Raw genomic sequence first — 23218 nt, forward strand, 5'->3', positions numbered from 1 at the left:
CCGGGTATTTCCTTTTAGTTATTGAAAGCAGGATGCGGCGCGGCGGCGCGCGGCGGATTGATCCATGGCGCCCACAGCAGCGAGAAGGCCACGCCCAGCGCGACCGCCAGCCCGAAGTTGGCGATGGCGGGCGTCTGGCTGACGGCGAGCAGGCCGAAGGACAGCAGCGTGGTGGCGGCGCCCAGCAGGATGCCGACCAGGCTGGCGGCCGCGCCCGCGACCCGCTCGTACATGAAGATGGCGTAATCCACGCCGATGGCCGACACCAGCAGCAAACCGAACAGGCTGAACAGGGTGAGCGGCTGGCCCAGATAGCCCAGCGCGGCCAGGCTGCATGCGGTGGCCGCGAGCGGCACGGCCAGGATGCGCCAGGCGGCGGCCCGGCCCAGAGTCAGCAGCAGCAACAGCGCCGCGACCCCATAGGACAGCAGCTTGAGCTCGGCGGCTTCGATGCGCGTGGCCGCGAACATGCGATTCAGTTCGCCGCTGCGGTCCACCAGCGTGACGTCCGGGGCAACCCGGGCGATGGCCTCGAGCGCGGACGCGTCGCGCAGGCCCAGCAAGGTCACCATGCCTGCGGCCTGCCCTTCACGCACGCCCAGCCACAGCGGCCGCCAGCGTTCGGCCAGCGGGCCTTGCAGCGCGTCTTCGATGGCCTGCGGCGGCAGCGCGGCCATGGATTGCAGTTCCAGGCGCAAGGCGGCGTAGGGGATGCCGATGTCGGTAAGCGGCTTCCAGGCGTCGGGCTGCCCGGCCAGGCTGGCCAGCGTCGCGCCCAGCGCCTTCTGGTCGGCGGCCGGCGAGACCAGCTGGCTCAAGGCGTTGTAGGCGGCGAGATCGCCGCGCGCGACCAGCGCATCCAGCGCCTGCGACACCCGCGCCTGCCTGCGCAGCAGCTCGTCGGCGTCGGGCGCGCGCACCAGGAAGAACTGGCTGGTCGGCATGAAGCCGGTGATTTCGCCGATCTGCCGGGCCTGCTGCAGCAAGGGCGCGGGCAGGCTCAGCCATTGCCGCAGATCGTCCTGGATGCTCAGCCGGCTGATGCCGCCGGCAGTGGCGGCGATAAGGGCCAGGGCGCCCAGCCACAGCGCGGCGCGGCGTCCGGCCAGGCGCTGACGCGCGTGCAGCGCGGCCTCGGCAAAACGCAGCAGCGGCTGCCAGGGGCGGGGCCGCCAGCCGTCCATCCAGGCCGGCAACTGGCACACGGTGCAGGCGTAGGCGCCCAGCAGGCCGGCGGCCGAGAACACCGCGGTCTGCGTCAGCGCGGGGAATGGGGTGAACGCCAGCGCGACGTAGCCGACCAGGCTGGCTGCCAGGCTGATGGTCAGCCCGGGCAGGACGCGCCGCAGCGCGGGCCAGGCCTGCCAGTCGGCCATGCCATAGCTCTTGCCGAGCCAATGCATGGGGAAATCCACCGCTACGCCGATCAGGCTCGCGCCGATCACCAGGTTCAGGACGTGGATGGAGCCGAACACTGCCACGCAGGCCACCGCGCCGGTCAGCAGCCCGACGGCGACCGGCACGAAAGCCAGCAGCGCGCGCACGCGCCGCAGCGCCAGCAGCAGGACCAGCACGATGCCGATGGTGGCGCCGGTACCGATCCAGCTGCTTTCGGCAACCGCTTGCGCCCGGCCCGCGGCGGCGTACAAGGGGCCGCCGGCCACCAGCAGCTCGGCGCCGGCCGCGCCGAGCGCCGCGCGGTCCTGTTCGAGCTGCGCGGCGATTTGTTGGGGCGCGGCCGCGTCGAACGCATCGCCGCGGGTTTCTGCGCGCACCAGCATCCAGCGTCTGCCAGCATGTTCGGCCTGCAGGGTGCCCGTGCCCATGTCGTACTGCACCGCGCCGCCTGGGCGCAGCGCCTGTTCGGCGCGGCGCGTCAGGCCCAGCCAGTCCTGGTCCGCCGGCACCAGGCCCGAAGATGAAAATGGATCGGACAGCTCGCGTGCGCGGCGCTGGGCGTAGGCTGCGGGATCGGTCTCGAGCTGATGCCGGTCGGCCGCCGGCAGCATGGCCAGCCGGCCCGCCAGCAGTTGCGCGCGCAGCGCGGGCACGTCGATTTGCAGTTCCACCTGCACGGAAGAAAACAGGCCGCTGTCGGTCCAGCGCTGCGCCAGCAGGCGCGCGGGGGCCGCGGCATCCGCGCCGGCGTTTGCGCTTTGAGTCGCGACCAGCGCGATGAGCTGGCGCGACAGGGGCTCCTGGATGCGGGCCTCGGCCAATTGGCGCGTGGCGTCGGCGCCGGCCTGGGGCACCAGCTCCATCAGGTTGGCCGACACCGGCCAGCCGTGGCGGCTTTGCCAGGCGCCGGCGCAGAGAATCAGCAGCAGCCCCAGCTTGAACAGCCGCGGCAGCCAGCGCTCAATCGGCGAACGCACGTTGCTCCTCGGCGGTCAGGGCCTGGGCGGCCTGCGCATCCGTCATTTGCAGCACGCTGCGGTCGCCCTGCGTCTCGCGCAGTTCGATGCGGTCCACCAGCTTGCCCCCGTTGATCTGGATGTTGTCGAAGATCTGGCGCAGCAGGACCGAGCGCGGCGTCAGCAGCAGCTGCCAGGCATCGGCGTCGCCAGTGAGCGCCAGGTCGAAGTTTTCGCGCAGCCCGGCGGTGTCGCCTGCCAGCACGGACAGGAACAGCCGGTTCTCGCGGCCGGCGCCGGAATGCTGCGGCAGAGCCTGCCATTTGCCGGCTTCGTCGCGCCGGGAGATGCCGCGGGCGTCGATGCGCAGGTCCTGCGCGATCGGCGTGCGCAGCAGCCACAGCAGGCCCTTGCCCGCCGCCAGCGTGAAATCGCCGCGGCTGGTCAGCGGCTGCGGCAGCGAGCGCAGGAACTTCTGTTGCACGAAATGGCCGCGCACCACCGGCGTGGCGTTCAGCTGCGTTTGCAGGTCGGCCAGGTCGAAGGCGCGGGCGCCCAGCGGCAGCAGGGCCAAGGCCAGCAGGGCGCACAGGCGGCGTATGAAAACCAGGCGGCGCGTCATGCGGGCGTCTCCATCGATTGCAGCTTGCGTTGCACGGCATCGACCAGCGCGGCGGGCGAGGTCAGCTGCATCTCGCGGGTCTGGATGCAGACCGCCACCTGTTCGGACGTGGCCCGCGTCAGGCGCTGGCCGCTGGCGGCGTCCAGGATCAGGTAGTTGATCTTCAGCCGGTGCTCCCATTCCACCAGTTCGGCGCGCACCTTCAGGCGCTGGCCGAATTGTGCGGGCTGCGCGTAGCGCAGATGCAGGTCGATCACCGGCCAGGCGTAGCCGCTGGCGCGCATGGCGTCGTAGTTGTGTCCCAGCAGGTCCAGCAGTTCGCAGCGGGCCTGTTCCAGATACTTGACGTAGTGTCCGTGCCAGACGACGTTTAGCGGATCCACGTCGAAGAAGGGCACACGGATTTCGACTTCAGCGCCAATGGCGCCCCGTTTACGCATCGTCTTTCCAGAAAGGGTAGAAGTTGAACCATTGCAGCGGCGCCAGGCGGCAGTGTGCGGCCAGGCGGTCGGCGTAGCGCTGGGCCAGCTCGGCGATCCGGGCCTGGCGCGTGGCGCGCGTCCATTCGATGCCGTCCGACAGGCGCTCCATCGCCACGCGGTAGCGCGCGCCGTGGCGCGTGCAGAACAGCAGGTTGACCGGGCAGCGCAACAGGCCGGCCAGCAGCCAGGGGCCTTGCGGCAGCAGCGCGCTGGCGCCCAGGAAGTCCACGGGCGCGCAACGGTCGCCCTGCAGCGGCACGCGGTCGCCGGCGATGGCCAACCATTCGCCGCGGTCCAGGCGTTGCGCCAGGTCCAGCATGGCGGGAGCATCCAGCTCGCTGACCTGGATCATGCGCAGCCCGCCGCCGGCCTCGTGCAGCAGGCGGTTGAAATGAACCGCGTGCTTGTCGTGCACCAGCACATTGAGTTTCAAGGTGCCGCTTTGCTCCGCCAGCGCGCGGCAGACCTCGATATTGCCCAGGTGCGAGCCGACCAGGATCTGGCCGCGGTTCCTGCCCATTTGCGCGTGCAGGCCGTCAGGGTCGGAGATGTCCAGATGGGCCATCGTGATCTTGCCCTGCCAGACGTCCAGCTTGTCCAGGATGGCGTTGGCGAACGCGAGGTACTGGCGGTAGACCGGCATGTGGCGCGGCAGCGGTTCGGCCAGCGCGCCGGATTGCGCCAGCCGGCGCTGGTAGGCCGCGATCGAGCGCCGGGCGCGGCCGCCGCTGACATAGAAATACAGCACGACCAGCCAGACCACGGGCGCGACCAGGCGGCGGCCCAGAGTGCGTGCGGCCCAGGCCGTCAGGCGCATCAACAGGGCGCTGCCGCGTTCGGGCTGATCGGCCCAATGCTGATCGGCGGCGCTCATGGACGCGGACCTCCGGCAAGCCGGCGCCACAGCAGCGCCGGCGAGCGCGCCAGCATGCCGAAGAAGAGGCCCGCGTGCATGCGGCTGATCAGCAGGTTGTCGCGCAGGCCCTTGAAGTGCGAGATGCCGTCTTCCGGGTAGGCCACGCGCGTCGGCAGCCAGACCATCGCGACGCCGCGCCAGTGCAGCCGTACCAGGACGGCGATGTCGAAATCCATGCGCCGGCCCACGCGCGCGCCGTCGATCACGGGCAGCGCCGCGGCCAGCGGGTAGACGCGGAAACCACACATGGCGTCGGGGATGTCGAGCGAAAGCGTATTGATCCAGACCCACACGCGCGTCAGCCAGCGGCCATAGAGACGGCTGCGCGGCACGTCGTCGCCATATAGCGGCGCGCCGCAAACGAGGGCTTCGGGCCGGGCGCGGGAGGCCGCCGCGAAGGCCGCCGCGTCCGTCAGGGCGTGCTGACCGTCGGCGTCGACCTGCAAGGCATGGGTATAGCCCAGCGCCGCCGCCGCGCGCAGCCCGTCCTGCACCGCCGCGCCTTTGCCGCCGTTGACCGCGCGCCGCAGCAGATGCGTATGCGGTTGGGCGGCCAGCGCATCCAGCGCGGCGGCGCAAGACGGTTCGGAGCCGTCATCCACCAGCACGCAGGGCAAGCCTTGCGCCACAAGCTGCGCGTGCACCGCGGCGACCGTGGCGCCGTGGTTGTACACGGGAATGAGCGCGCAGAGCTTATGCGGGGCCATGGCCGCCTGCCTGCAGAATGCGGCCGGAAGAGCAGGGCGCGCCGTTGACCGTGTAGGCGAAATACAGCTTCTGCTTCGAGGCGTCCCATTTGAGCGCCAGCATGGCGGTATCGCCCGGACGCAGCAGGCGCTGGAATTTCAGGGCTTCCATGCCGGCGAAACGCAGCTCGGGATGGAGGTCGCGTTGTGCCAGCGACATGGCCCAGCCGATCTGGACAACCCCGGGCACAACGGGAGCAGTGGGGAAGTGGCCGCTGAAATGCGCCAGGTCGCAGGGGATTTCCAGCCGGTAGCGGCGTTCGTGATCCGCCAGGCGCGGCAGTTCCAGCGCCTCGGGCGCTAGCGGTCGGGGGCCCGCGGCCGCTTCGAACACGCTGCGCGGCAGCTTGCCCTGGGCGTTGGCAGGCAGTTGCGCGAAGAAGCGCCAGGTGCGCGCGCAGCGCATCCACTAGCGCCTTGCGGCCCTGGTTGCGCAAGGCATGCAGGCCGCCGGCCGACAGGGCGACCAGCGCGGCAAGGCGCGAGGTCCCGGCCAGACCTCCCAGGCGCGCTTCGGCGACGTAGGAATGGCGCGCCAGCGCCTGTTCCAGCATGGGCAGGGAAATGCGCTTTTCCTCGATCTTCACGATGCGGTCGAGGCGGCCGAGCAGCCGGAAACCGTCATGCGCAAGCTCCGCGCCGTCGGCGGTCTGCGCCTCGGCCGGATTGACCCATGGCGATTGCACGCGCAGCGCGCCTTCGGCGTTTAGGTCGACGGCCACGCCGGGCAGCGGCTGCCAGGGACTGTCGCCTTCGCGCCAGGCGACGGCGCCGGTTTCGGAGCTGCCGTAGATCTCGCTGGGGCGCAGTCCCAGGTGCTGTGCGATATGGTCGGATGCGTCGCTGGGCAATTCGCCGCCGGACGAGTGGATGCGGGTCAGGCGGCCGCGCAGCTGGTCCCAATCCAGCCGCTGTCCCAGGCGGCGCAGCAGCGCCGGGCTGGCGATCCAGGTGCAGGCCGGATGGCGCAGGCTGGCCTGCTGCAGCTCTTCCGGATAGAGGCGCTGCGGCCGGTCCAGCTGGCGCCCGGCGCACAGCGGCCACAGCACCCTGAAGGGCAGGCCGTACATGTGTTGCGCCGATACGCTGCCCAGCACGGGGCCGCGCGCATCCGGCCATTGCTGCTGCAGCGCGCGGACTTCGTCCATCAGTTGCCGCCAGTGCTTGGCGATATGTTTGGGCGTGCCGCTGGATCCCGAAGTGCACAGCACCAGCGTCAGCGCAGGGTCCAGTTCGGCGGGCGCGAGCGGTGCGTGGCCTTGCAGCTCGGCCAGCCGGCACAGTCGCTCGGCCGGCAGCGGCAGATCAGTGTCGCTCAGCCAGGCGTCCACCATGGCGTCGAGCGTGGCGCAGGTCTGCGCCTGGGCGTCGCCCGGCAGCACCGCGACCACGCCGGCGCGCCAGCATGCGAACAACGCGACGGCCATGCGGGCGGCGTCCTCGAACCAGATCGCGACGCGTTGCAGCTGCCTCGCTTGCAAGGCGCCCGCGGCCTGCAGGCTGGCGCGAGCAAACGCCTCGCGCGTCAGTGGCGGCTCGTCGGCGACCAGCGCATCGGCCAAGTCAGGCGGGGCGGGCAGCAGCAGCTGCGCGAGATCGGTCCAGGCCATGCGTTACGCCGCCTTGGCGGCGGCGGGGCGCAGCAGCCATTCGCCCGCCAGCAGCAGGCCCATCAGCACATAGCTCACGGCGCCGTTGTAGACGGTCCACCAGCTCCAGGGTCCCCAGGCCGCAAGGGCCGCCGCCACACTGCCGTTCAGGGCGAAAAAGGCGCACCACACGCGGGTGACATTGCGGGTATAGCGCACGCCTTCGGGCGGCAGATCTGGGTGGCGCAGCCGGGCCAGTTGCTCGATCACGGGGCGGCCGCGCCGCAGGCTGGCGCCGAAGATAGCCAGCATCATGCCGTTGACCAGCACGGGATACCAGCGCAGCCAGTCTTGCGAATTCGAAACGGCCAGGACCAGGCAGAAGGCCACCGCCACAGCGGGCAGCAGGCGCGCGCCCGGCCGGGCGGCATCCGCGGTCAGGCCGCGCGCCAGCCACAGCAGGGCCAGCGGCAGCGCCAGCCAGGCGGCGCTTACCCGTCCCAGCGCCGCGTGGACGGCGAAGGGATAGGCGATGCCGGCCACGGCCAGGGCTGCCGCCACGCCGCGTCTCATGCGGCGGGATCCTGTTTCTGGCACATGGCCTGCACCACGTCCTCGACCGTGCGCACGGTGCGGAAGTCGTTGGCGTCGAGCTTGCGGCCGGTCTGGCGGCGCACATGGTCGATCAGGTCGATGGCGTCGATGCTGTCGATCTCCAGGTCCGTGTACAGGTTTGCTTCGGGCGTGATGCGTTCAGGTTCGATCTCGAACAGTTCGACCAGCGCGCCGCGCAGCGTGTTGAAGATTTCGTCGCGGGTATGCATCCTGGACTCCGTATCCTTTAGGCGCGGCGTTGCGCGGTGACAAACTCGGCCAGCTTGGCGATGCTGGCGAAATGCTCGCGCATGTTGCGCGTCTCGGGATCGATGGTGATGCCGTACCGCTTTTGCAGCGCGAGGCCCAGCTCCAGGGCGTCCACCGAGTCCAGCCCCAGTCCGTCGCCAAAGAGGTGGGCGTCGCTGTCGATATCGTCGGGCGCGATGTCTTCCAGGCCCAGCGAGTCGATGACGAGGGTCTTGAGTTCAAATTCCAGTTGGTTCATCCGGTCAGGACTCCACTTCCACCGCCCGAGGCGGTTGTTCATTCATGATGGCGCCGGCAGGCGCGGCGGGCGCCAGCTCGGCTTCGAAATAGGCGTGCAGGTAATCGTTCATCTTGCGTCCGGCGATGGGCAGCGGATGCGCGCCGCTCCAGGAGGCGGGATCGATGTCCTCGCCCACGCGGATCACATAGCGCATGCGGCAGGGCGGAATCCGGTACCAGGGCTCGCCCTTGGTCAGGCTGCGGGGATTCATGCTGATGACCACGGGCGTGACCACGCGCGCGCCGCGCAGCGCGATGGCGCAGGCGCCGCGATGAAAGCGCGGCATGGCGTCGCGCGGCGTGCGCGTGCCTTCGGGAAAGACGATCAGGGTTTCGCCCGCGCGCAGCACGTCGGCGGCGCGGTCGAACATGTCGAAGCTTTCGTCGTTGGTGATGTAGCCGGCATTGGCCACCGGGCCGCGGGTGAACGGGTTGGTGGCCAGGCCGTGCTTGACGATGCAGTTGGCGTTCTTGACGTGGCCGACCAGGAACACCACGTCCAGCAGCGAAGGGTGGTTGGCCAGGATCATCTGTCCGGGCTTGCCGAGGCGTTCGGCGCCCTTGAATTCCACGGTCAGGATGCCGGTGCGGACCATGAAGCGGATGAACAGGCGGAAGGTGCCGTTCAGCGCGCCGCGCGCGCGGCGCTGGCGGTCCGCCTTGTCGCCGGGCAGCAAGCGCTGGGGCGGGAACACCAGCACGCGCAGCAGCACGCCGCCCAGCCCGAAAAGGGTAAAGGCCATGCCGGTGGCGAACAGACGCCAGAGCCAGAAGTCCTGCCGGGGAGGCGTGGCGCTAGTCATGCCGTGCGTGTCCAGGTCCATAGTCGGGAGCGGTTGGCGTGGCGCCAGTCGGGCGTGCGCAGCAAGAGGTGGCGCAGCAGGTTCAGGGGATTGGGCCAGGCCTGCGCGCTGTCGGCGGCATCCGGCGCCTGCGGGTCCAGGGCCAAGGTCCAGTCGGCGCCGGGCTGCAGATGCAGGGCGACCGCATAAGCGTAGGGCGCGTCATCCACCCAGGGGGCGTAAGCTGCGGGCGGCCGTTCCTCGGCCAGCACCACGAGCACGTCCTGGTGGCCGGCGTCGAACAGCATCGACGCCTCGATGCAGGCGTGCTCCAGGCCGTCGTCTTCCACCGACAAGGCCACGGATTCAGTGGTCTCGCGGCGTATGATCGACCACTGCGCGGCGATGGCGTTGTGGACCGACAGGCCGAAGGCCGTGGGCGACAGGGGTTCGTGCGCCGCCAGCGCTTGCAGCAGGCCGAAGTTGCGGGTGGTTTCGCCATGGCGGGAGGCAAACACCAGCGGCATGGGCGGGCGTCCCTCGGCCAACGGCCACGCGCACTCGAACACCCCGCGAGCCAGCGGGCTCAGGCGGCGGCGTTGCAAGGGAGGCAGGAAGTCCAGGCGGGGCGGATTCTGATTTCCGATCGGGCAGAACGGATGTTCGGCCCATTTCAACCAGTCGCCGGGGCCATCGATTCCTTGCGCCCAACCCTGCCATTGCGCGATCGAAAACGTCAACATAGCGCGCGATTCTACTATGGCGATGTCAGGCCATTTTGATTTAAAACGTTACATAATACACAATATTTCCTTTGTTTCTTACACTTCAGCTTGCTATTTGTTACTTTCTCCCGTGAACGTTCAGGAACTTTTAATCTGGTGGGCGGACAAAGGCGCGGCTGCGGGTTACCGCAGCCAGGAGCTGTCAGCGGAGGACGCCGCGCGCGCACAAGCGCTGCGCAGCCCGAAGGCGCAGCTCGATTGGCGGGTCAGCAGGGCTTTGCTGCAAGAGATCAGGCAGGCCATGCCGCCTGCGACCCTGTCGCTCAGCCACAGCGGCGGCCACGCGGTCTGCGCGTCCGCCCCGGCCGGGTGGCAGTTGGGCGCCGATCTGGAGCGAGTGCGGCCGCGCGAGGTCTTGCGCCTGGCCGAGTGGGTATGCGCGCCGGCCGAGCAAGCCACGCTGGCTGGCCTGGAAGGCGCAGCCCAATTGGAACGCTTTTATCTCTTGTGGACGCTGAAGGAAGCCTTCATCAAGGCGGCCGGACTGGATTTCCCTGCGGACATGGCTTCGGTAGGCCTGGACTTCGGCGGCAAGGCGGAATGGCGCCTGCGTGCGCCGCCGGGGCAGTGGCGCGCCTGTTCATGGCGCCTGGGCGAGGACTGGATCGCGTCCGTGGCGTGGCGCGGACAGGCTGGCGGCGCCACGCGTCCCCAATGGCGCGCGGGGACCGATTGCGTGTTACCGCCGCTTGCCATCCTGGGCGCATGGGCCAGCGGGCCGGATTGAATCGCCCGGGGTTTTTCAGTGGGCATTTAAAGATGTATTATAAATGCATGTTTAATGGCGATTCCGATCGCGCCACAAGGAGCAGTTGATGTTGAGTCCCCAAATCCGCGCCCTGGTCAAGGGCACGGCGCCCGTTCTCAAGACGCACGGCGTCGCGCTGACCAAGCATTTCTATGCCCGCATGTTCAAGCACAACCCCGAGCTCAAGCATGTCTTCAACCAGGGCCACCAGGCTGGCGGCGAGCAGCAGCAGGCGCTGGCCGGCGCGGTCGCGGCTTACGCCGAGCACATCGACGATCCTTCGGTGCTGATGCCCGTGGTGACGCGCATCGTGCACAAGCATGTCAGCCTGGGCATCCGGCCCGAGCACTACCAGATCGTGGGCAAGCATCTGCTGGCCTCCATCAGCGAAGTGCTGGGCGAGGCAGCCACGGAAGAGCTGGTGGCGGCCTGGGCCGCGGCCTACGGCCAACTGGCCGACCTGCTGATCGCCGAAGAGGCGCGCCTGTACGCGGAGTCGGCCGCCAAGCCGGGCGGTTGGACGGGCTGGCGCGCGTTCCGCGTGGTGGGCAAGCAGCGTGAAAGTGCCGAGATCACGTCCTTCTACCTGGCGCCGGCCGATGGCGGCGAAGTGCCTGCCTACCGTCCCGGCCAGTACGTGTCGGTGCGCGTGTTCGTGCCCGAACTGGGCCTGATGCAGCCGCGCCAGTACAGCCTGTCGGACGCGCCGGGCCAGGACCGCCTGCGCATCTCGGTCAAGCGCGAAGCCGCTGGCGCCGATACGCCGGCCGGCCGGGTTTCCAACGCCCTGCATGACCGCCTGGAAGAGGGCGGGGTGCTGGACGTGGCGCCGCCCCAGGGCGACTTCCATCTGCGCGAGGAAGGCAGCGCGCCGGTGGTGCTGCTGAGCGGCGGCGTGGGCCTGACGCCCATGGTCTCCATCCTGAACCATCTGGTGGGGTTGAACGACGAACGCCAGATCCGTTTCGTGCACGGCTGCCGCAACAACTCGGTCCACGCCATGCGCGATCACGTCAACAGCATCGCTGCCGAACGCGCCAACGTGCGCAAGGCGGTGTTCTACGAGGAGGTCGGCCACGGCGACCAACCTGGCCGCGACTACGACTACGCCGGCCGGGTGGATCTGAACGCCATCCGCGACGAAGTCATCGTGCCCGGCGCGGACTACTACCTATGTGGCCCGGCCGGCTTCATGCGCGCGCAGCGCGAAGCCTTGACCGGCCTGGGCGTGCCCGCCGACCGCATCCATGCCGAAGCCTTCGGCAGCGGCGGCGCGCCCGCCTGAGCGGTGTATCCTGGCGGCCTGAACTTTCGGGCCGCCAGCGTCCATCCCTTTCGTCCCAGCCATGCAACTGACCCGATTCACCGATTTCGGCCTGCGCGTCCTGATGTACCTGACGCAATGCCGCGACCGGTCCGCCGCCGTCACCATTCCGGAGATCGCCGACCGCTTCAGCGTGTCGCGCAATCATCTGGTGAAGGTGGTGCACTTCATGGCGCAGCAGGGTTGGGTCAGCACCTCGCGCGGCAAGGGCGGCGGCCTGCGGCTGTCGCAGTCCGCCGACCGCTACCGGCTGGGCGACCTGATCCGGCAGCTGGAGCAGCAGGGGCCGCTGATCGACTGCCGCGAACCTCCCTGTGCGCTGGACGGCGCATGCCGGCTGTCCGGCGTGCTGGCGCAGACCTTGCAGGCCTTCTACGAGGCGCTCAACGGCTACACCCTGGCCGACCTGGTGCGCGATCCCACGGCCGCCGCCATCATCAAGCTGCATCGCGCCGCCTGAGGCGGGGCATGATGTTTTGTTATGGACCCTGCGGAGTTTGGCATTTGCCGGACGGGCGGGGCGCGTCCCAGAATAGCGTCGTGTCCCTGTCTTTCTGGATCTAAGAGTATGCGGGTTTGCGTAATCGGCGCTGGCGTCGTGGGCGTCACGTCGGCCTATTTCCTGGCGCGCCAGGGCCATGACGTGGTGCTGGTGGACAGCCAGGCGCGTCCGGCCGAGGTCTCCAGCTACGCCAATGGCGGTCAGCTCAGTTATAGCTACGTGGCGCCTTTGGCCGGTCCGGGCGTGCTGCCCAGCGTGCCGGGCTGGCTGCTGCGCGAGGACTCCCCGCTGCGTTTCCGGCCCAGGCTGGATCCCCATCAATGGCGCTGGTGCCTGCAATTTGCGCTGGCGTGCCGGGCCTCGGTGGCCAAGGCTTCCACGGTCCAACTGGCTGGCCTGTCCTATCTGAGCCGGGACGTCATGCACTCGCTGCTGGAGCAGGAAGATCTGGATTTCGGCCATCTGAAGAACGGCAAGCTCATCGCCTACCGCAGTCCGGCCTTGCTGGACAAGGCGCGCGCGCTGGTGGCGTACCAGGCCGACCTCGGCGCTGAACAGCAGGTGCTGGACGCGGCGCAGACCCTGGCGCTGGAACCCGCGCTGGCCGGCATGGGCGCAAGCCTGGCCGGCGCCATCTACACCCCCAGCGAAGAAGCGGGCGACTGCCGCCAGTTCACCGAGGCGCTGTTCGACCGCCTGCAGACCATGGCCAACGTGCAATGCGTCATGTCCAATCCGGTATCGGGCCTGCAGCGCGAAGGCCGCCGCATCGTGGCGGTGAACACGCGCGACGGCGACATCGGCGCTGACGCCATCGTGCTGGCCACCGGTATCGGCACGCGCGCGCTGCTCAAGCCGCTGGGCCATGACGTGCCGCTGTATCCCTTGAAGGGCTACAGCCTGAGCGTGCCGCTGGCCGAGGACGACGACTCGGTGGCGCCGCGCATCAGCGTCACGGACTACGAACGGCGCATCGTCTATGCCCGCGTGGGCGGCGTGCTGCGGATCGCGGCCATGGTCGACATCGGCAGCGCCGATGCCGACATCGACACGGCGCGCATCGGGCTGCTCAAGCGCCAGGTGCACGAGGCGTTTCCGGCGCTGGACCTGCGCCAGGCGGCGCCTTGGGCGGGGCTGCGTCCGGCCACTCCCACCAGCAAGCCGCTGATCGGACGCAGCCATGCCGCCGATAACCTGTGGCTGAACATCGGGCAAGGCGCGCTGGGCTTCACCCTGGCCTGCGGCAGCGCCGCGCTGTTGACGGCCCAGATGGGCGGGCTGGAGCTGCCGCTGGATCCGGCGCCATTCCGCCCCTGATACGGCGATGTCCATTTTGCGATAGTGCCTGCCTTTTCATCGGCAGACGGACTGGATCGCGCTCAATAGGATAGCGATACTCCACCTCCTGCGTAGCCCCAACGGGCGCCGCAAGCGGCCGGAGACCATCCCTCATCCTCCGAGCGCAACCACCATGTCCTACCTGTTTCCGTTGTTCGCCATTCTGTTCTGGGCGGGCAACGTCATCGTCTCCAAGATGGCCGCCAGCGCCATCTCGCCCACTGCCATCACCTTCTACCGGCTGGTGCTGGCCCTGTTCCTGATGGGCCTGTTCACGGCCGGCCCGGCCTGGCGCAACCGCAAGACCATCCTGCGCCATTGGCCCAAGCTGGCGCTGTACGGCGCCCTGTCGTCGGCGGTATTCCAGGCGCTGTCCTATCGCGCCGCCGAAACCACCACGGCGACCAACATGGCCATCCTGACCGCGCTGATTCCCTTGCTGAGCATGCTGCTCAGCGTGGTGATCCTGCGGGATCCGCTGACCCTGGGCATGGCCGCTGGCGGCGCGCTGTCGTTCCTCGGCCTGCTGTACCTGGTGGGCCAGGGCGACATGCTTAGCGTGTTCCAGCACGGCATCCACGTCGGCGACGGCCTGATGCTGCTGGCTGCCTTGTCCTACGCGCTGTACGGAGTGTTGCTGCGCCACTGGAAAGTGCCGCTGCCGGCCTGGCAGTCCACCTTCGTGCAATCGATCTTCGCGCTGCTCTACATGCTGCCGCTGTACCTGCGCGTGCCGGCGGCGCAGGCTGCGCTGGACATGAACACGGTGCCGCTGATCCTGTACGCGGGCATCTTCTCGTCGGTGCTGCTGTCCTTCCTGTGGATCGAAGGCGTGCAGCGGCTGGGGCCCAACCGCTGCAGCATCTTCATCAACCTGCTGCCGCTGTTCACCGCGCTGGCCGCCTTCGTCATGCTGCGCGAGCAACTGCACATGTACCACCTGCTGGGCGGCGCGGTGACGCTGGCCGGCGTGCTGCTGGCGCAGACGGTGCAGCGCCCGCTGTTCGGTCGCGCCCGCACGCTGGCGCTGGACTAGGAAGTTTCACTGGCGTTCAAGACGGGCGCGCGCGGTACCGGCACAGTGGCTCTCTTTATAGGGAGAGAGCCCATGAGCATGTTCCAGAGAACGGCGATCGCGCTGGCGCGCAGCCCGGGCGTGGGGCGGGCGATGCGTGCCATGGCGGCCCGCACGTCGCTGGCGGCCCGTTTCGTCGGCGGCGCGGACGTCGACGCCGCGGTCCGCACGGCCGCCAGGCTGCGCGAGGCGCACGGCATCCGCGCCTCGCTCTTCTACCTGGGCGAGTACGTGGACGATCCCGAGGCCATCGAGCACAACGTGGCCCAGACGCTCGGCGCCTGCCGGGCGCTGGAGCACGCAGGGCTGGACGTGCACGTGTCAGTCGATCCCACCGCCATCGGCTATATGCGCGACGACGCGCTGGGCCGGGACAATGCCCGGCGCATCGGCCTGGTGGCGCGCCGGACGGTCGGCCTGGGGCGCGACTGGATGGTGCTGGACATGGAGGATTCCTCCCTCTGCGACCGCACCTGCGCCTTGCATCGCGAACTGCTGCAAGCCGGCATGCCGGCAGGCCTGACACTGCAGGCGCGGCGGCGCCGCACGCCGCTGGACCTGGCCTGGGCGATCCGTCAGCGCACCTCGCTGCGGCTGGTCAAGGGCGCGTTTCCGGAGCGCGCGCTGGACCACGCCGGCCGCGCGCGCATCGACCAGGCCTATCTGGACGCCGCCGCCATCATGCTGTCGCGCGAGGCGCTGGAGTCCGGCTTCCAGCCCGTTTTCGGTACCCATGACGACCGCCTGGCCGGCGCCATCCTGGAGCTGGCGCGGGAGCGCGGCTGGCCGCCAGAAGCCTTCGAATTCGAAATGCTCTACGGCGTGCGTCCGGACTGGCAGCTCGCGTTGCGCCGTTTGGGCTATAACGTCAGGGTCTATCTGCCCTTCGGCGGCGATTGGTGGCCGTATGCCGTGCGCCGCGTGGGCGAGAATCCCCGCAACGCGTGGCTGTTGGCCCGCACGCTCACATCGGACCAGAGCTACTTCGGCTAGGCGCTACATCCTCACTTGTTCATGGCGGTTTCCCAACATATCTGGCATTGCGGCGCCGGCCTGCCCGGCGATGTTTTGATCGCAGACCTGCGCGGCTACCGCTATGCGCCGCATTTCCACGACGCCTGGTCCATCGGCGCCATCGCGCAGGGCCGTTGCGCCTTCACCGTGCATGGCGCGCCGCAGGCCGCGGGCGAGGGCGATCTGGTGGTAATTGCGCCCGGTCAGGTTCATACGGGGGGCACCTCGGACGCGCCGCTGGGGTACCGCATGGCCTATATCGATCCGGACTGGTTCAGGGATCACGAACTCACGTTGTTTGCGGGCGGGGCCAGCCTGGCCGGTCCCGTGATTCGCGATCCGGCGCTCTGCCAGGCCTGGCTGGACGCGCTCACGCCCGATCCCATCGCCGACGCGCAGCGCCGCGAACGCCTCTCCGCCGCCTTGTTCGGCCTGCTGGTGGCACATGCGCAAGCCCGTACGGCGGCGGCAGACGACGCGTCCGATGTCTGCTCGCTGCTGCGCGCGCGTATGGCCTCGGACCCAGCCTGCGCGCCGGACCTGGAGGCCCTGGCGGTGGCGCAGGACCGCCACCGCACCACGCTGGTCAAGCAGTTCGCCCGGCGCTACGGCTTGCCGCCGTTGGCCTGGCTGCGCAACTGGCGGGTGGCGCGGGCCCGGGCGCTGCTGCGCGACGGCCTGGCGCTGGCCGACGCCGCGCATGCCGTGGGTTTCGCCGACCAGGCCCATCTGACCCGCGTGTTCAAGCAGGTCTACGGCAGCACGCCCGGCGTGCTGCGCAGCGCAGGGGCAGGCTCCCAGACATTGCGGGCGCGCGGCGTCTCCACCCGGTAGTCCGAGTACTTGCGGGTAAAGAACGTGGTGCCCAGTTCGGCCGCCGCCTGCAGCGGCTGGCGCGGGTCCGCCGCGATCTCGCCGCGCAGGTTGCCGGCGCCGTGCACGTAGCCGACGAAATCCGAATGGGTATAGCGCGCGTATTCCTGGATCTGGTGCACGATGCCCAGCGCCGCGCCGGGGTAGGTTTCCTCGGATGCCACCGCCAGGCCCAGGCGCTTGCCGGTCATGCGCTGCTTGACCCGTTCCGGTTCGGGTCCCTGGCCGGCATAGTGGCTGAACGAACGGTCGAAGAACGCCTTGGTCTGCGCCGACATGCCGTACCAGTAGATCGGGGTGCAGATCAGCACGCCGTCGGCCGGCAGGAAGTGTTCCAGGAACAGCTCGGAATAGCGGTCGGTCGGCGGGGGCGAGCGCCGCAAGTCCGGCAAAAAGGCCCCGATGTAGTCGTCCAGGAACAGCAGCGTGGCCTGGGTGCCCGCCGCCTCGGCCCCGCGCAGCGCAGCCGCGCCCAGGGCCGCGCTGTTGCCGTCGCGCCGCGGGCTGCCGACCAGGATCAGCAGGCGCTTGTGGGGATGATCTGAATTCATGTTTGATTCCTCTTGTTGGCATGGACGTTTCCATGTGGTGAGGAAAATTCTGTCCTGGCGACTGAAAGGCGACAAATGATGAATCCTTGAATATGATGAATTGATTTCATCCATAGAGCCAGGAATCCATGTTTGCCACGCTACCGGTGACCGCGCTGCGCACCTTCGAGGCGGCTGCCAGATTGCTCAGCTTCAAACTGGCCGCGGCCGAACTGGCGGTCACTGCCACGGCCGTGTCCCATCAGGTCAAGGCGCTCGAGCGGCACGTGGGCTACGCGCTCTTTGAACGCGTGCCGCGCGGCGTGCGCCTGACGGAGAAGGGCGCGCGCCTTTTTGCGGGCGTGCACGGCGCCTTGCTCGATGTGGCGCAGACCCTGGACGCCTTGCGCGCCGCGCCGGCCTCGGGCGCGCTGACCCTGTCCACCACACATTCGTTCGCGGCCCTGTGGCTGGTGCCGCGGCTGGGCCGCTTCTACGCGGCGTTTCCTCAATATCAACTGAACCTGAACACCAGCGCCGAAGCGGTGGACCTGTTGCGCGACGCCAGCGTGGACCTGGCCATCCGCTACAGCCGGGCGCGCTGGCCCGGGCTGCACGCCGCCTGCTCGTTGCAGGAATGGTTCGGCGTCTATGGCGCGCCGACGCTGGCCGCCCGTCCGGGCAGGCGCGCGCCGTCGCTGGTGACCGTGCGCTGGCGCGATTCGCAGCTGTACGAGCAGGGCTGGCAGGACTGGTGCGAGGCCGCCGGCCTGCCGTCCTGGCGCAAGCCGGCGGCGCTGCATGCCTACGAGGAAGAGCACTACGCCCTTCAGGCCGCCATTGCCGGCCAGGGACTGGTGCTGGCCAGCTCCGTCATGGTGTCGGACAGCGTGGCGGCGGGTACCCTGGTGGCGTATCGTCCTGAGGTGCGGGTGGCGGGGGCGGCCTACACCGCGCTGTGCGCGCCGGGCCGCGAACGCCATCCGCCGGTCAAGGCTTTCCTGGGGTGGTTGCGCAAGGAGTTCGAGGCGCAAGCATGAGGCCGGGAAGCATGCGGCTCATATCCTCTGCAACTGGATTGACGCGCCCCTGCACGCGCTTCTACTCTCTTCCCGAAAATCAGCGCGGAGGCCGCGAGGCGTGAATCGATTCCATGAAATGAGCGTGTTCCTGGCGGTGGCCGAGGCACAGAGTTTCGCCGCGGCCGCGCGCCGGCTGGAGATGTCCGCGCCCACCGTCACGCGCAGCGTGTCGGCGCTGGAGCGGCGGTTGGGCGCGTTGCTGCTGGTGCGCACCACGCGCAGCCTGCGACTGACCGAGGCCGGCCAGCGCTATGCCGACGACTGCCGCCGCATCCTCGACGAAGTCGAACAGGCCGACGATGCCGTGGCCGGCGCGATGGCCGCGCCGCGGGGCGCGCTCAGCATCACGGCGCCGGCGTTCTTTGGCGAATTGCACGTGATGCCGGCCGTGCTGGCTTATCTGCGCGCGCATCGCGAAGTCTCCGTGCGCACGCTGCTGGTGGACCGCGTGGTGAACCTGCTGGACGAACGCGTGGACGTGGCGGTGCGCATCGGCGCCTTGCCGGATTCGACGCTGACGGCGGTGCCGGTGGGGCAGGTACGCCGCGTGGTCTGCGCCGCGCCCGCCTTCCTGCGCGAACACGGCGTGCCGCAGGATCTGGAGTCCCTGCCGCGCTTTTGCACGGTCACCGCCGCCATGGAGGGCCGCACGCCGCAATGGCGCTTCCAGCAGGACGGCCAGCCCCGCAGCCTGCGCGTCGATTCGCAGCTGACGGTCACGTCCTTCCAGGCCGCGGTGCTCGCGGCCTGCGAGGGCTGGGGGCTGACGCAGGTGGTGTCCTACCAGGTGGCGCGGCACCTGGCCAGTGGCGCCCTGGAGGTGGTGCTGCGCGACTTCGAACTGCCGCCGCTGCCGGTCCACCTGGTGTACCCGGAAGGCCGCAAGAGTTCGGCCAAGGTGCGCAGCTTCGTGGAGTTCTGCGTCGAGGCCTTGCGGCGCGACCTGGCGACGCTGCCGGCGTAGCGACCCGTTCCTCGGACGCGCCCGCACGCAGGCCTTGAAGGGACGGGGCGGCCGTCCTCTTTCTTTCATCCGCTGCAAGAGTGTCTTGCCGGCGCTGGCCGTTCACGCGAGCCCGGCGCCGGCCCAAGATGGAGCCTGAATCCGACTTGGAGCCCGCTCATGCAAACCGCCCATACCCCTACGCTGACCTTCTACAGTTTTCCCTTGTCCGGCCACGCCCATCGCGTCGCCCTGATGCTGTCCCTGCTGGATGTGCCCCACCGCAAGGTCGATGTGGACCTGCGCGGCGGCGAGCAGAAGCGCCCGCCGTTCCTGGCTTTGAACGCCTTCGGCCAGGTGCCGGTCATCGACGATGGCGGGGTGGTGGTCGCGGATTCGACCGCCATCCTGGTCTACCTGGCCAAGCGCTACGGCGGCCAGGCCTGGCTGCCGGAAGACCCGGCCGGGGCGGCGGCGGTACAGCGCTGGCTGTCGGCGGCGTCCGGTCCGCTGGCGATCGGCCCGGCGGCTGCGCGCCTGGTGACCCTGTTCGGCGCGGCCTGTGACGTGGACAGCACGCTGGCCCGCGCCCATGCCTTGCTCAAGGTCATGGACGGCGAACTGGCCGCACGGGATTTCCTGGCGGGCACGACGCCGACCATTGCGGACGTGGCCTGCTACGCCTATGTGGCGCATGCCCCCGAAGGCAATGTGTCGCTGGAGGCCTATCCGCACGTCCGCGCCTGGCTGGGCCGCATCGAAAGCCTGCCGCGTTTCGTGCCCATGGCCTCGTCGCCGGTGGGCCTGCTGGCCGCCTGAGGACAGGCGCCGCCCTCAAGGAGTACGCCATGGCCATCGCAGAACCTGCCGCCCTCCCGCCGTCGCCCTGGCACGCGGGCGAACGCCTGTTGCAACACCACGTCGGGATCGCCGAGCGCATGGCGGTGACCGGACCCAAAGTCATCCGCGACTACATGCCGGACCAGCACCGCCTGTTTTTCGAGCAGCTGCCGTTTCTGGTTGCCGGCGCGGTGGACGGGCAGGGCGATCCCTGGGCCGGCGTGCTGGAAGGCCTGCCCGGCTTCGTGTCCTCGCCCGATCCACGCAGCCTGCGCGTGTCCGCCGTGCCGGATGCCGACGATCCGCTGCTGGCCGGCCTGGGGCTGGACCAGCAGGTGGGCCTGCTGGGAATCGAGCTGCACACGCGCCGACGCAACCGCGCCAACGGCCGCATCGCCGCCTGGGACGGCAAGCGCTTCGAGGTGGCGGTGATGCAGTCCTTCGGCAATTGCCCGCAATACATCCAGGCGCGGGAATTCCAGTTTTCGCGTTCGCCGGCGCTGCGCTTTCCGGGCGCGCCGAATGAGCGCACCGCGCTGGACGCCGCGGCGCGGGCGCTGATCGCCCGGTCCGACACGTTCTTCGTGGCGACCTACGCGGACGAGGGCGGCCGCAAGGTCGACGTCTCGCACCGCGGCGGCAAGCCGGGCTTCGTGCGGGTGGACGGCGACGTGCTGACCATTCCGGATTTTTCCGGGAACCGCTTTTTCAACACCCTGGGCAACATGGTGCTCAACCCGCGCGCCGGACTGCTGTTCATCGACTTCGAGCGCGGCGACGTGCTGCAGTTGACGGGCGCTGCTGAAGTCATCCTGGACAGCCCTGAGATCGCGCAGTTCGAGGGCGCCGAACGGCTGTGGCGGGTGCATGTGCGGCGCGTGGTGCGCCGGCCCGGCGCGCTGGCCTTGCGCTGGCGCTTCGATTCGTACTCGCCCACCGCGCTGGCGACCGGGCAATGGCCGGCCGCGGGGGCTGCCTAGCCCCGACCTAGCCCGGGAGGGCGGTCTTCTGCACCACGGCATCGTCCGGCCCGAGCAGGCGGCCGTCCTGCGCACGGATTTCCAGCTTGCGCACGGGCTGGCCGCGCTTGCGGTCGATCAGCGTGGAATGGGGTTCGGCCGCGCCGTAGTAGTGGTCTTCGCCCCATTGGCGCAAGCCCACGATTACTGGAAAGAGCGCCCGGCCTTTGTCCGTCAGCACGTATTCCTGGTAGGCGCTGCCGTCCGAGGCCGGCGCCACTTCGAGGATGCCGTGGGCCACCAGCGTGCGCAGCCGGTCGCTGAGGATGTTCTTGGCCACGCCCAGGCTTTTCTGCAATTCGCCAAACCGCCGCAATCCATCGAAGGCGTCGCGCACGATCAACAGCGACCACCAGTCGCCGATCGCGTCCAGGGAGCGTGCCACCGGGCAGGCGGCGCCTTCGAGACTAGTGCGTTTGACCATGTCGGATCCTTGCTGAGGGAAAGGCGGTGATGGCTGGCGTATCGAAATTTCGGTTGCATTATAAAACCTCGAAAACTATTATTCTGGTTTTATAATGCAACCAGAGTGGAGCAAGAGATGTCAGCCCGACCAGAACCCGCCGATTCCGCACCCCCAAGTCCGATGCCCAGATCCCTGGTGATGCTGCTGGCGGTGGCCTGCGCCCTGAGCGTGGCCAACGTGTATTACGCCCAGCCTTTGCTGGACGCCATCGGCCGAGAGTTCGGCATCGCCGAAGGCGCGGTAGGCATCGTGGTCACGGCCACCCAACTGGGCTGCGCGCTGGCGCTTCTGTTCGTGGTGCCGCTGGGCGACCTGCTGGACCGCCGGCGCCTGTTGCTGGGGCAGCTGGCGCTGCTGGTCCTGTCTTTGGCGGCCGTGGCGCTGTCGGCCGGCACGCCCTGGCTGTTGATGGGCATGGTGGCGCTGGGCTTGCTGGGAACGGCCATGACACAGGGCCTGCTGGCCTTGTCCGCGGCGCTGGCCGCGCCGGGCGAGCGCGGCCGGGTGGTCGGCGCCGCGCAAGGCGGGGTGGTGATCGGCCTGCTGTTGGCGCGCACGCTGGCCGGGGCCGTGGCGGACCTGTGGGGCTGGCGCGCGGTCTACGTCGTGTCCGCTGCGCTGGCCGCCGTGCTGGCGGTGGTGCTGGCGCGGCGTTTGCCGCAACGACGGCTGCCCGCGGTGGACATGGGTTACTGGGCCTTGCTGCGCTCGCTCTACGGCCTGTTGGCTACCGAGCGCGTGCTGCGCGTGCGCGGCATGATCGCGCTGCTGATGTTCGCTGCCTTCAGCGCCTTCTGGACCGCGCTGGTGCTGCCCCTGAGCGCGCCGCCGCATTCGCTGACGCACAGCGCGGTGGGCGCGTTCGGGCTGGTGGGCGTGGCGGGCGTGCTGATGGCGGCGCGGGCAGGGCGGCTGGCCGATAGCGGGCAAGGCGAGCGGACCACGGCCGTGGGCCTGGCGTTGCTCTGCCTGGCCTGGGTGCCGATTGCCTTTCTGGATCAGAGTCTGTGGTTGCTGGCGTTGGGTGTGCTGGTCCTGGATATCGCCTTGCAAGCGCTGCACGTGACGAATCAGACCATGATCTTCAGCGTGAATCCGCAGGCGCATAGTCGATTGGTCGGTGGCTACATGATGTTCTACGCGGTGGGGAGCGGGTTGGGGTCTATCGCTTCGACGGCGGTTTATGCGCAGGCGGGGTGGCTTGGGGTGTGCTTGCTGGGGGCGGGTATCAGTGTTGCGGCGCTGGCGTTCTGGGCGGTGACGTTGCCGCGTGGTGAGCGTTTGGCCGTTGGTTCTCAGGATGCTCGTCGTGGGGTTCTTTAGACGCCAGTCGCGTCGTGGGCTCGCGATGCGCGGGGCTGCGATTGCGGTCCGAAGCCTTCGCTCCGGACTTCCCCTTCGTCATCTTCGTCCTCGCCTTCGGCGACTCCTTCAGATTCCCTCGGGCTTATCGACGCCCCGCGCATCGCGAGCCCACGCCGCGACTGGCTCGGCTGCTTGAATCTTCACGGGCGCTGGGGCGGGCGGTGTGCTTGGCGTTCTGGCCACGGTCGGTGGGGGGGTGGTGTGTTTTGCGGGGCCCGCCCCAGGCCGGCCGCGCGGGCGGCCTCTTGGGGCTTACGCTGTATCTTGCGTCGCGCGATGGGGCTGCGCGCGGGTGACGGGGGCGTTCTCGTGATGACGCGTGCGGTTGGCGAGAACCAGGTTTGAATATGGTGGGCGCTGTGTTCGGGGTGATGGCGAAGCGCACGGGTCGGCCAGCAATCGTCATTTCAACGCAGGTGCCGGATGGGTGGCGCGCGTCCAGGTCTGCATGCGCAAGCGGCCATTCGCCGCGCGCCACCCATCACCGCCCACTCCCCCGTGTGCTGGGGATCAATAGCAAATCAGTCACCGCATCCGCGCAAGCGAACACAATCGAAATTCAAGAAATCACGTATGTCATTCTCGGCCGCCCGCGCGGCCGAGAATGACGGGCAGCTCAAGTATCGTCCCTGACCACGGCTCCAGCAGCGCCCCAGTCCAAGATTCAAGTAGCTCGTCGG

At 69.0% G+C, this 23218-nt stretch carries 26 protein-coding genes and 1 pseudogene; 13 read left to right on the forward strand and 14 right to left on the reverse strand.

The genetic code is table 11. The features are described from left to right. Nucleotides 1–14: 14 nt before the first annotated feature. Genes IB257_RS25965 through IB257_RS31640 form a run of 6 tightly spaced genes read right to left on the reverse strand, consistent with a single transcriptional unit; the run spans nt 15 to nt 5526 of the window. Nucleotides 15–2375, reverse strand: coding sequence for a hypothetical protein (locus IB257_RS25965; RefSeq protein ID WP_192493034.1), 2361 nt, complete (start codon nt 2373–2375; stop codon nt 15–17). Further along, complete coding sequence (locus IB257_RS25970) at nt 2359–2976, reverse strand: outer membrane lipoprotein carrier protein LolA (protein WP_054458183.1); 618 nt, start codon at nt 2974–2976, stop codon at nt 2359–2361. The genes IB257_RS25965 and IB257_RS25970 overlap by 17 nt, the downstream gene beginning before the upstream one ends. Next, entirely contained in the window at nt 2973–3416 is a 444-nt protein-coding gene (locus IB257_RS25975) for a thioesterase family protein (protein ID WP_054458182.1), read from the reverse strand. Before IB257_RS25975 ends, IB257_RS25970 begins: the two co-directional genes overlap by 4 nt. After that, complete coding sequence (locus IB257_RS25980; protein WP_054458181.1) at nt 3409–4332, reverse strand: glycosyl transferase; 924 nt, start codon at nt 4330–4332, stop codon at nt 3409–3411. The genes IB257_RS25975 and IB257_RS25980 overlap by 8 nt, the downstream gene beginning before the upstream one ends. Beyond that, entirely contained in the window at nt 4329–5081 is a 753-nt protein-coding gene (locus IB257_RS25985; protein ID WP_054458180.1) for a glycosyltransferase family 2 protein, read from the reverse strand. The genes IB257_RS25980 and IB257_RS25985 overlap by 4 nt, the downstream gene beginning before the upstream one ends. Then, entirely contained in the window at nt 5068–5526 is a 459-nt protein-coding gene (locus tag IB257_RS31640) for a hypothetical protein (RefSeq protein WP_225589249.1), read from the reverse strand. Before IB257_RS31640 ends, IB257_RS25985 begins: the two co-directional genes overlap by 14 nt. Before the next feature lie 34 nt (nt 5527–5560). Between IB257_RS31640 and IB257_RS31645 the strand changes: the two genes are divergently transcribed. Further along, nucleotides 5561–5830 carry a hypothetical protein gene (locus IB257_RS31645; RefSeq protein WP_225589250.1) on the forward strand — a complete coding sequence of 90 codons (270 nt, stop codon included), beginning with the start codon at nt 5561–5563 and terminating at the stop codon, nt 5828–5830. 69 nt (nt 5831–5899) lie between these two features. On the opposite strand, the pseudogene IB257_RS31650 reads toward IB257_RS31645, so the two are convergent. The 6 genes and pseudogenes from IB257_RS31650 to IB257_RS26015 form a co-directional block, all read right to left on the reverse strand. After that, a pseudogene (locus IB257_RS31650) lies at nt 5900–6730 on the reverse strand (AMP-binding protein); the annotation flags it as partial. Between the two features lie 3 nt (nt 6731–6733). Next, the gene (locus tag IB257_RS25995) at nt 6734–7282 is read right to left on the reverse strand and encodes a hypothetical protein (RefSeq protein WP_054458178.1); all 549 of its coding nucleotides are present in this window, start codon (nt 7280–7282) and stop codon (nt 6734–6736) included. After that, a complete protein-coding gene (locus IB257_RS26000; RefSeq protein ID WP_013392999.1) occupies nt 7279–7533 on the reverse strand; it encodes an acyl carrier protein in 255 nt (84 codons plus the stop codon). The genes IB257_RS25995 and IB257_RS26000 overlap by 4 nt, the downstream gene beginning before the upstream one ends. Nucleotides 7534–7550: 17 nt before the next feature. Continuing rightward, nucleotides 7551–7811: a phosphopantetheine-binding protein gene (locus tag IB257_RS26005; protein ID WP_054458177.1), complete on the reverse strand. Its 261-nt coding sequence runs from the start codon at nt 7809–7811 to the stop codon at nt 7551–7553. Between the two features lie 4 nt (nt 7812–7815). Beyond that, entirely contained in the window at nt 7816–8655 is an 840-nt protein-coding gene (locus IB257_RS26010) for a 1-acyl-sn-glycerol-3-phosphate acyltransferase (RefSeq protein ID WP_119451677.1), read from the reverse strand. Beyond that, nucleotides 8652–9377: a beta-ketoacyl synthase chain length factor gene (locus IB257_RS26015; protein WP_192493035.1), complete on the reverse strand. Its 726-nt coding sequence runs from the start codon at nt 9375–9377 to the stop codon at nt 8652–8654. The genes IB257_RS26010 and IB257_RS26015 overlap by 4 nt, the downstream gene beginning before the upstream one ends. Nucleotides 9378–9660: 283 nt before the next feature. Between IB257_RS26015 and IB257_RS26020 the strand changes: the two genes are divergently transcribed. The 7 genes from IB257_RS26020 (at nt 9661) to IB257_RS26050 (ending at nt 16254) form a co-directional block, all read left to right on the forward strand. Then, nucleotides 9661–10146, forward strand: coding sequence for a 4'-phosphopantetheinyl transferase superfamily protein (locus tag IB257_RS26020; protein WP_225589213.1), 486 nt, complete (start codon nt 9661–9663; stop codon nt 10144–10146). 88 nt (nt 10147–10234) lie between these two features. Next, complete coding sequence (gene hmpA, locus IB257_RS26025) at nt 10235–11452, forward strand: NO-inducible flavohemoprotein (protein WP_054458173.1); 1218 nt, start codon at nt 10235–10237, stop codon at nt 11450–11452. Between the two features lie 61 nt (nt 11453–11513). Then, a complete protein-coding gene (locus tag IB257_RS26030) occupies nt 11514–11951 on the forward strand; it encodes an Rrf2 family transcriptional regulator (RefSeq protein ID WP_054458172.1) in 438 nt (145 codons plus the stop codon). Between the two features lie 108 nt (nt 11952–12059). Then, nucleotides 12060–13310, forward strand: a complete 1251-nt coding sequence (locus IB257_RS26035) for a D-amino acid dehydrogenase (protein ID WP_192493036.1) — start codon at nt 12060–12062, stop codon at nt 13308–13310. Nucleotides 13311–13464: 154 nt separating this feature from the next. After that, nucleotides 13465–14367 (forward strand): DMT family transporter, encoded by a 903-nt coding sequence (locus IB257_RS26040; RefSeq protein WP_054458170.1) that lies wholly within the window; start codon nt 13465–13467, stop codon nt 14365–14367. 72 nt (nt 14368–14439) lie between these two features. Then, entirely contained in the window at nt 14440–15399 is a 960-nt protein-coding gene (locus IB257_RS26045) for a proline dehydrogenase family protein (RefSeq protein WP_192493037.1), read from the forward strand. A gap of 21 nt (nt 15400–15420) precedes the next feature. Then, nucleotides 15421–16254, forward strand: a complete 834-nt coding sequence (locus IB257_RS26050; protein WP_192493038.1) for an AraC family transcriptional regulator — start codon at nt 15421–15423, stop codon at nt 16252–16254. Here IB257_RS26050 and IB257_RS26055 read toward each other — a convergent pair. Further along, the gene (locus tag IB257_RS26055) at nt 16173–16844 is read right to left on the reverse strand and encodes a flavodoxin family protein (protein WP_192493039.1); all 672 of its coding nucleotides are present in this window, start codon (nt 16842–16844) and stop codon (nt 16173–16175) included. The two genes, IB257_RS26050 and IB257_RS26055, sit on opposite strands and share 82 nt — an antisense overlap. A 128-nt stretch (nt 16845–16972) precedes the next feature. Between IB257_RS26055 and IB257_RS26060 the strand changes: the two genes are divergently transcribed. The 4 genes from IB257_RS26060 to IB257_RS26075 all read left to right on the forward strand — a co-directional run bounded on the left by IB257_RS26060 (nt 16973) and on the right by IB257_RS26075 (nt 20668). Next, complete coding sequence (locus IB257_RS26060) at nt 16973–17863, forward strand: LysR substrate-binding domain-containing protein (protein ID WP_054458167.1); 891 nt, start codon at nt 16973–16975, stop codon at nt 17861–17863. 100 nt (nt 17864–17963) lie between these two features. Next, nucleotides 17964–18869 (forward strand): LysR family transcriptional regulator, encoded by a 906-nt coding sequence (locus IB257_RS26065; RefSeq protein ID WP_054458166.1) that lies wholly within the window; start codon nt 17964–17966, stop codon nt 18867–18869. A 159-nt stretch (nt 18870–19028) separates the two neighbouring features. Beyond that, complete coding sequence (locus IB257_RS26070; protein WP_192493040.1) at nt 19029–19667, forward strand: glutathione S-transferase family protein; 639 nt, start codon at nt 19029–19031, stop codon at nt 19665–19667. Between the two features lie 29 nt (nt 19668–19696). Beyond that, the gene (locus IB257_RS26075) at nt 19697–20668 is read left to right on the forward strand and encodes a pyridoxamine 5'-phosphate oxidase family protein (RefSeq protein WP_192493041.1); all 972 of its coding nucleotides are present in this window, start codon (nt 19697–19699) and stop codon (nt 20666–20668) included. 7 nt (nt 20669–20675) lie between these two features. On the opposite strand, the gene IB257_RS26080 is transcribed toward IB257_RS26075, so the two are convergent. Then, nucleotides 20676–21131 carry a helix-turn-helix domain-containing protein gene (locus IB257_RS26080; protein WP_054458163.1) on the reverse strand — a complete coding sequence of 152 codons (456 nt, stop codon included), beginning with the start codon at nt 21129–21131 and terminating at the stop codon, nt 20676–20678. A gap of 117 nt (nt 21132–21248) precedes the next feature. On the opposite strand from IB257_RS26080, the gene IB257_RS26085 reads away from it, so the two are divergent. Then, on the forward strand, nt 21249–22496 hold the full coding sequence (locus IB257_RS26085; RefSeq protein ID WP_192493042.1) for an MFS transporter: 1248 nt from the start codon (nt 21249–21251) through the stop codon (nt 22494–22496). Nucleotides 22497–23218: the final 722 nt, after the last annotated feature.

Source organism: Achromobacter sp. ACM03 (genome assembly GCF_014851665.1).
Lineage (GTDB): Bacteria > Pseudomonadota > Gammaproteobacteria > Burkholderiales > Burkholderiaceae_B > Achromobacter > Achromobacter aegrifaciens.

What these genes read in the sequence shown, in the direction of transcription:
- IB257_RS26035 (WP_192493036.1), top strand. Translation starts at nt 12,060, where the DNA reads ATGCGGGTTTGCGTAATCGGCGCTGGCGTCGTGGGCGTCACGTCGGCC.
- hmpA (WP_054458173.1), top strand. Translation starts at nt 10,235, where the DNA reads ATGTTGAGTCCCCAAATCCGCGCCCTGGTCAAGGGCACGGCGCCCGTT.
- IB257_RS25970 (WP_054458183.1), bottom strand. Translation starts at nt 2,976, where the DNA reads ATGACGCGCCGCCTGGTTTTCATACGCCGCCTGTGCGCCCTGCTGGCC.
- IB257_RS25995 (WP_054458178.1), bottom strand. Translation starts at nt 7,282, where the DNA reads ATGAGACGCGGCGTGGCGGCAGCCCTGGCCGTGGCCGGCATCGCCTAT.
- IB257_RS26050 (WP_192493038.1), top strand. Translation starts at nt 15,421, where the DNA reads ATGGCGGTTTCCCAACATATCTGGCATTGCGGCGCCGGCCTGCCCGGC.
- IB257_RS25985 (WP_054458180.1), bottom strand. Translation starts at nt 5,081, where the DNA reads ATGGCCCCGCATAAGCTCTGCGCGCTCATTCCCGTGTACAACCACGGC.
- IB257_RS26055 (WP_192493039.1), bottom strand. Translation starts at nt 16,844, where the DNA reads ATGAATTCAGATCATCCCCACAAGCGCCTGCTGATCCTGGTCGGCAGC.
- IB257_RS26060 (WP_054458167.1), top strand. Translation starts at nt 16,973, where the DNA reads ATGTTTGCCACGCTACCGGTGACCGCGCTGCGCACCTTCGAGGCGGCT.
- IB257_RS26075 (WP_192493041.1), top strand. Translation starts at nt 19,697, where the DNA reads ATGGCCATCGCAGAACCTGCCGCCCTCCCGCCGTCGCCCTGGCACGCG.
- IB257_RS26015 (WP_192493035.1), bottom strand. Translation starts at nt 9,377, where the DNA reads ATGTTGACGTTTTCGATCGCGCAATGGCAGGGTTGGGCGCAAGGAATC.
- IB257_RS31645 (WP_225589250.1), top strand. Translation starts at nt 5,561, where the DNA reads ATGCAGGCCGCCGGCCGACAGGGCGACCAGCGCGGCAAGGCGCGAGGT.
- IB257_RS31640 (WP_225589249.1), bottom strand. Translation starts at nt 5,526, where the DNA reads ATGCGCTGCGCGCGCACCTGGCGCTTCTTCGCGCAACTGCCTGCCAAC.
- IB257_RS26000 (WP_013392999.1), bottom strand. Translation starts at nt 7,533, where the DNA reads ATGCATACCCGCGACGAAATCTTCAACACGCTGCGCGGCGCGCTGGTC.
- IB257_RS26070 (WP_192493040.1), top strand. Translation starts at nt 19,029, where the DNA reads ATGCAAACCGCCCATACCCCTACGCTGACCTTCTACAGTTTTCCCTTG.
- IB257_RS26020 (WP_225589213.1), top strand. Translation starts at nt 9,661, where the DNA reads ATGCCGCCTGCGACCCTGTCGCTCAGCCACAGCGGCGGCCACGCGGTC.
- IB257_RS25975 (WP_054458182.1), bottom strand. Translation starts at nt 3,416, where the DNA reads ATGCGTAAACGGGGCGCCATTGGCGCTGAAGTCGAAATCCGTGTGCCC.
- IB257_RS26030 (WP_054458172.1), top strand. Translation starts at nt 11,514, where the DNA reads ATGCAACTGACCCGATTCACCGATTTCGGCCTGCGCGTCCTGATGTAC.
- IB257_RS26005 (WP_054458177.1), bottom strand. Translation starts at nt 7,811, where the DNA reads ATGAACCAACTGGAATTTGAACTCAAGACCCTCGTCATCGACTCGCTG.
- IB257_RS26080 (WP_054458163.1), bottom strand. Translation starts at nt 21,131, where the DNA reads ATGGTCAAACGCACTAGTCTCGAAGGCGCCGCCTGCCCGGTGGCACGC.
- IB257_RS26085 (WP_192493042.1), top strand. Translation starts at nt 21,249, where the DNA reads ATGTCAGCCCGACCAGAACCCGCCGATTCCGCACCCCCAAGTCCGATG.
- IB257_RS26040 (WP_054458170.1), top strand. Translation starts at nt 13,465, where the DNA reads ATGTCCTACCTGTTTCCGTTGTTCGCCATTCTGTTCTGGGCGGGCAAC.
- IB257_RS26010 (WP_119451677.1), bottom strand. Translation starts at nt 8,655, where the DNA reads ATGACTAGCGCCACGCCTCCCCGGCAGGACTTCTGGCTCTGGCGTCTG.
- IB257_RS25980 (WP_054458181.1), bottom strand. Translation starts at nt 4,332, where the DNA reads ATGAGCGCCGCCGATCAGCATTGGGCCGATCAGCCCGAACGCGGCAGC.
- IB257_RS26045 (WP_192493037.1), top strand. Translation starts at nt 14,440, where the DNA reads ATGAGCATGTTCCAGAGAACGGCGATCGCGCTGGCGCGCAGCCCGGGC.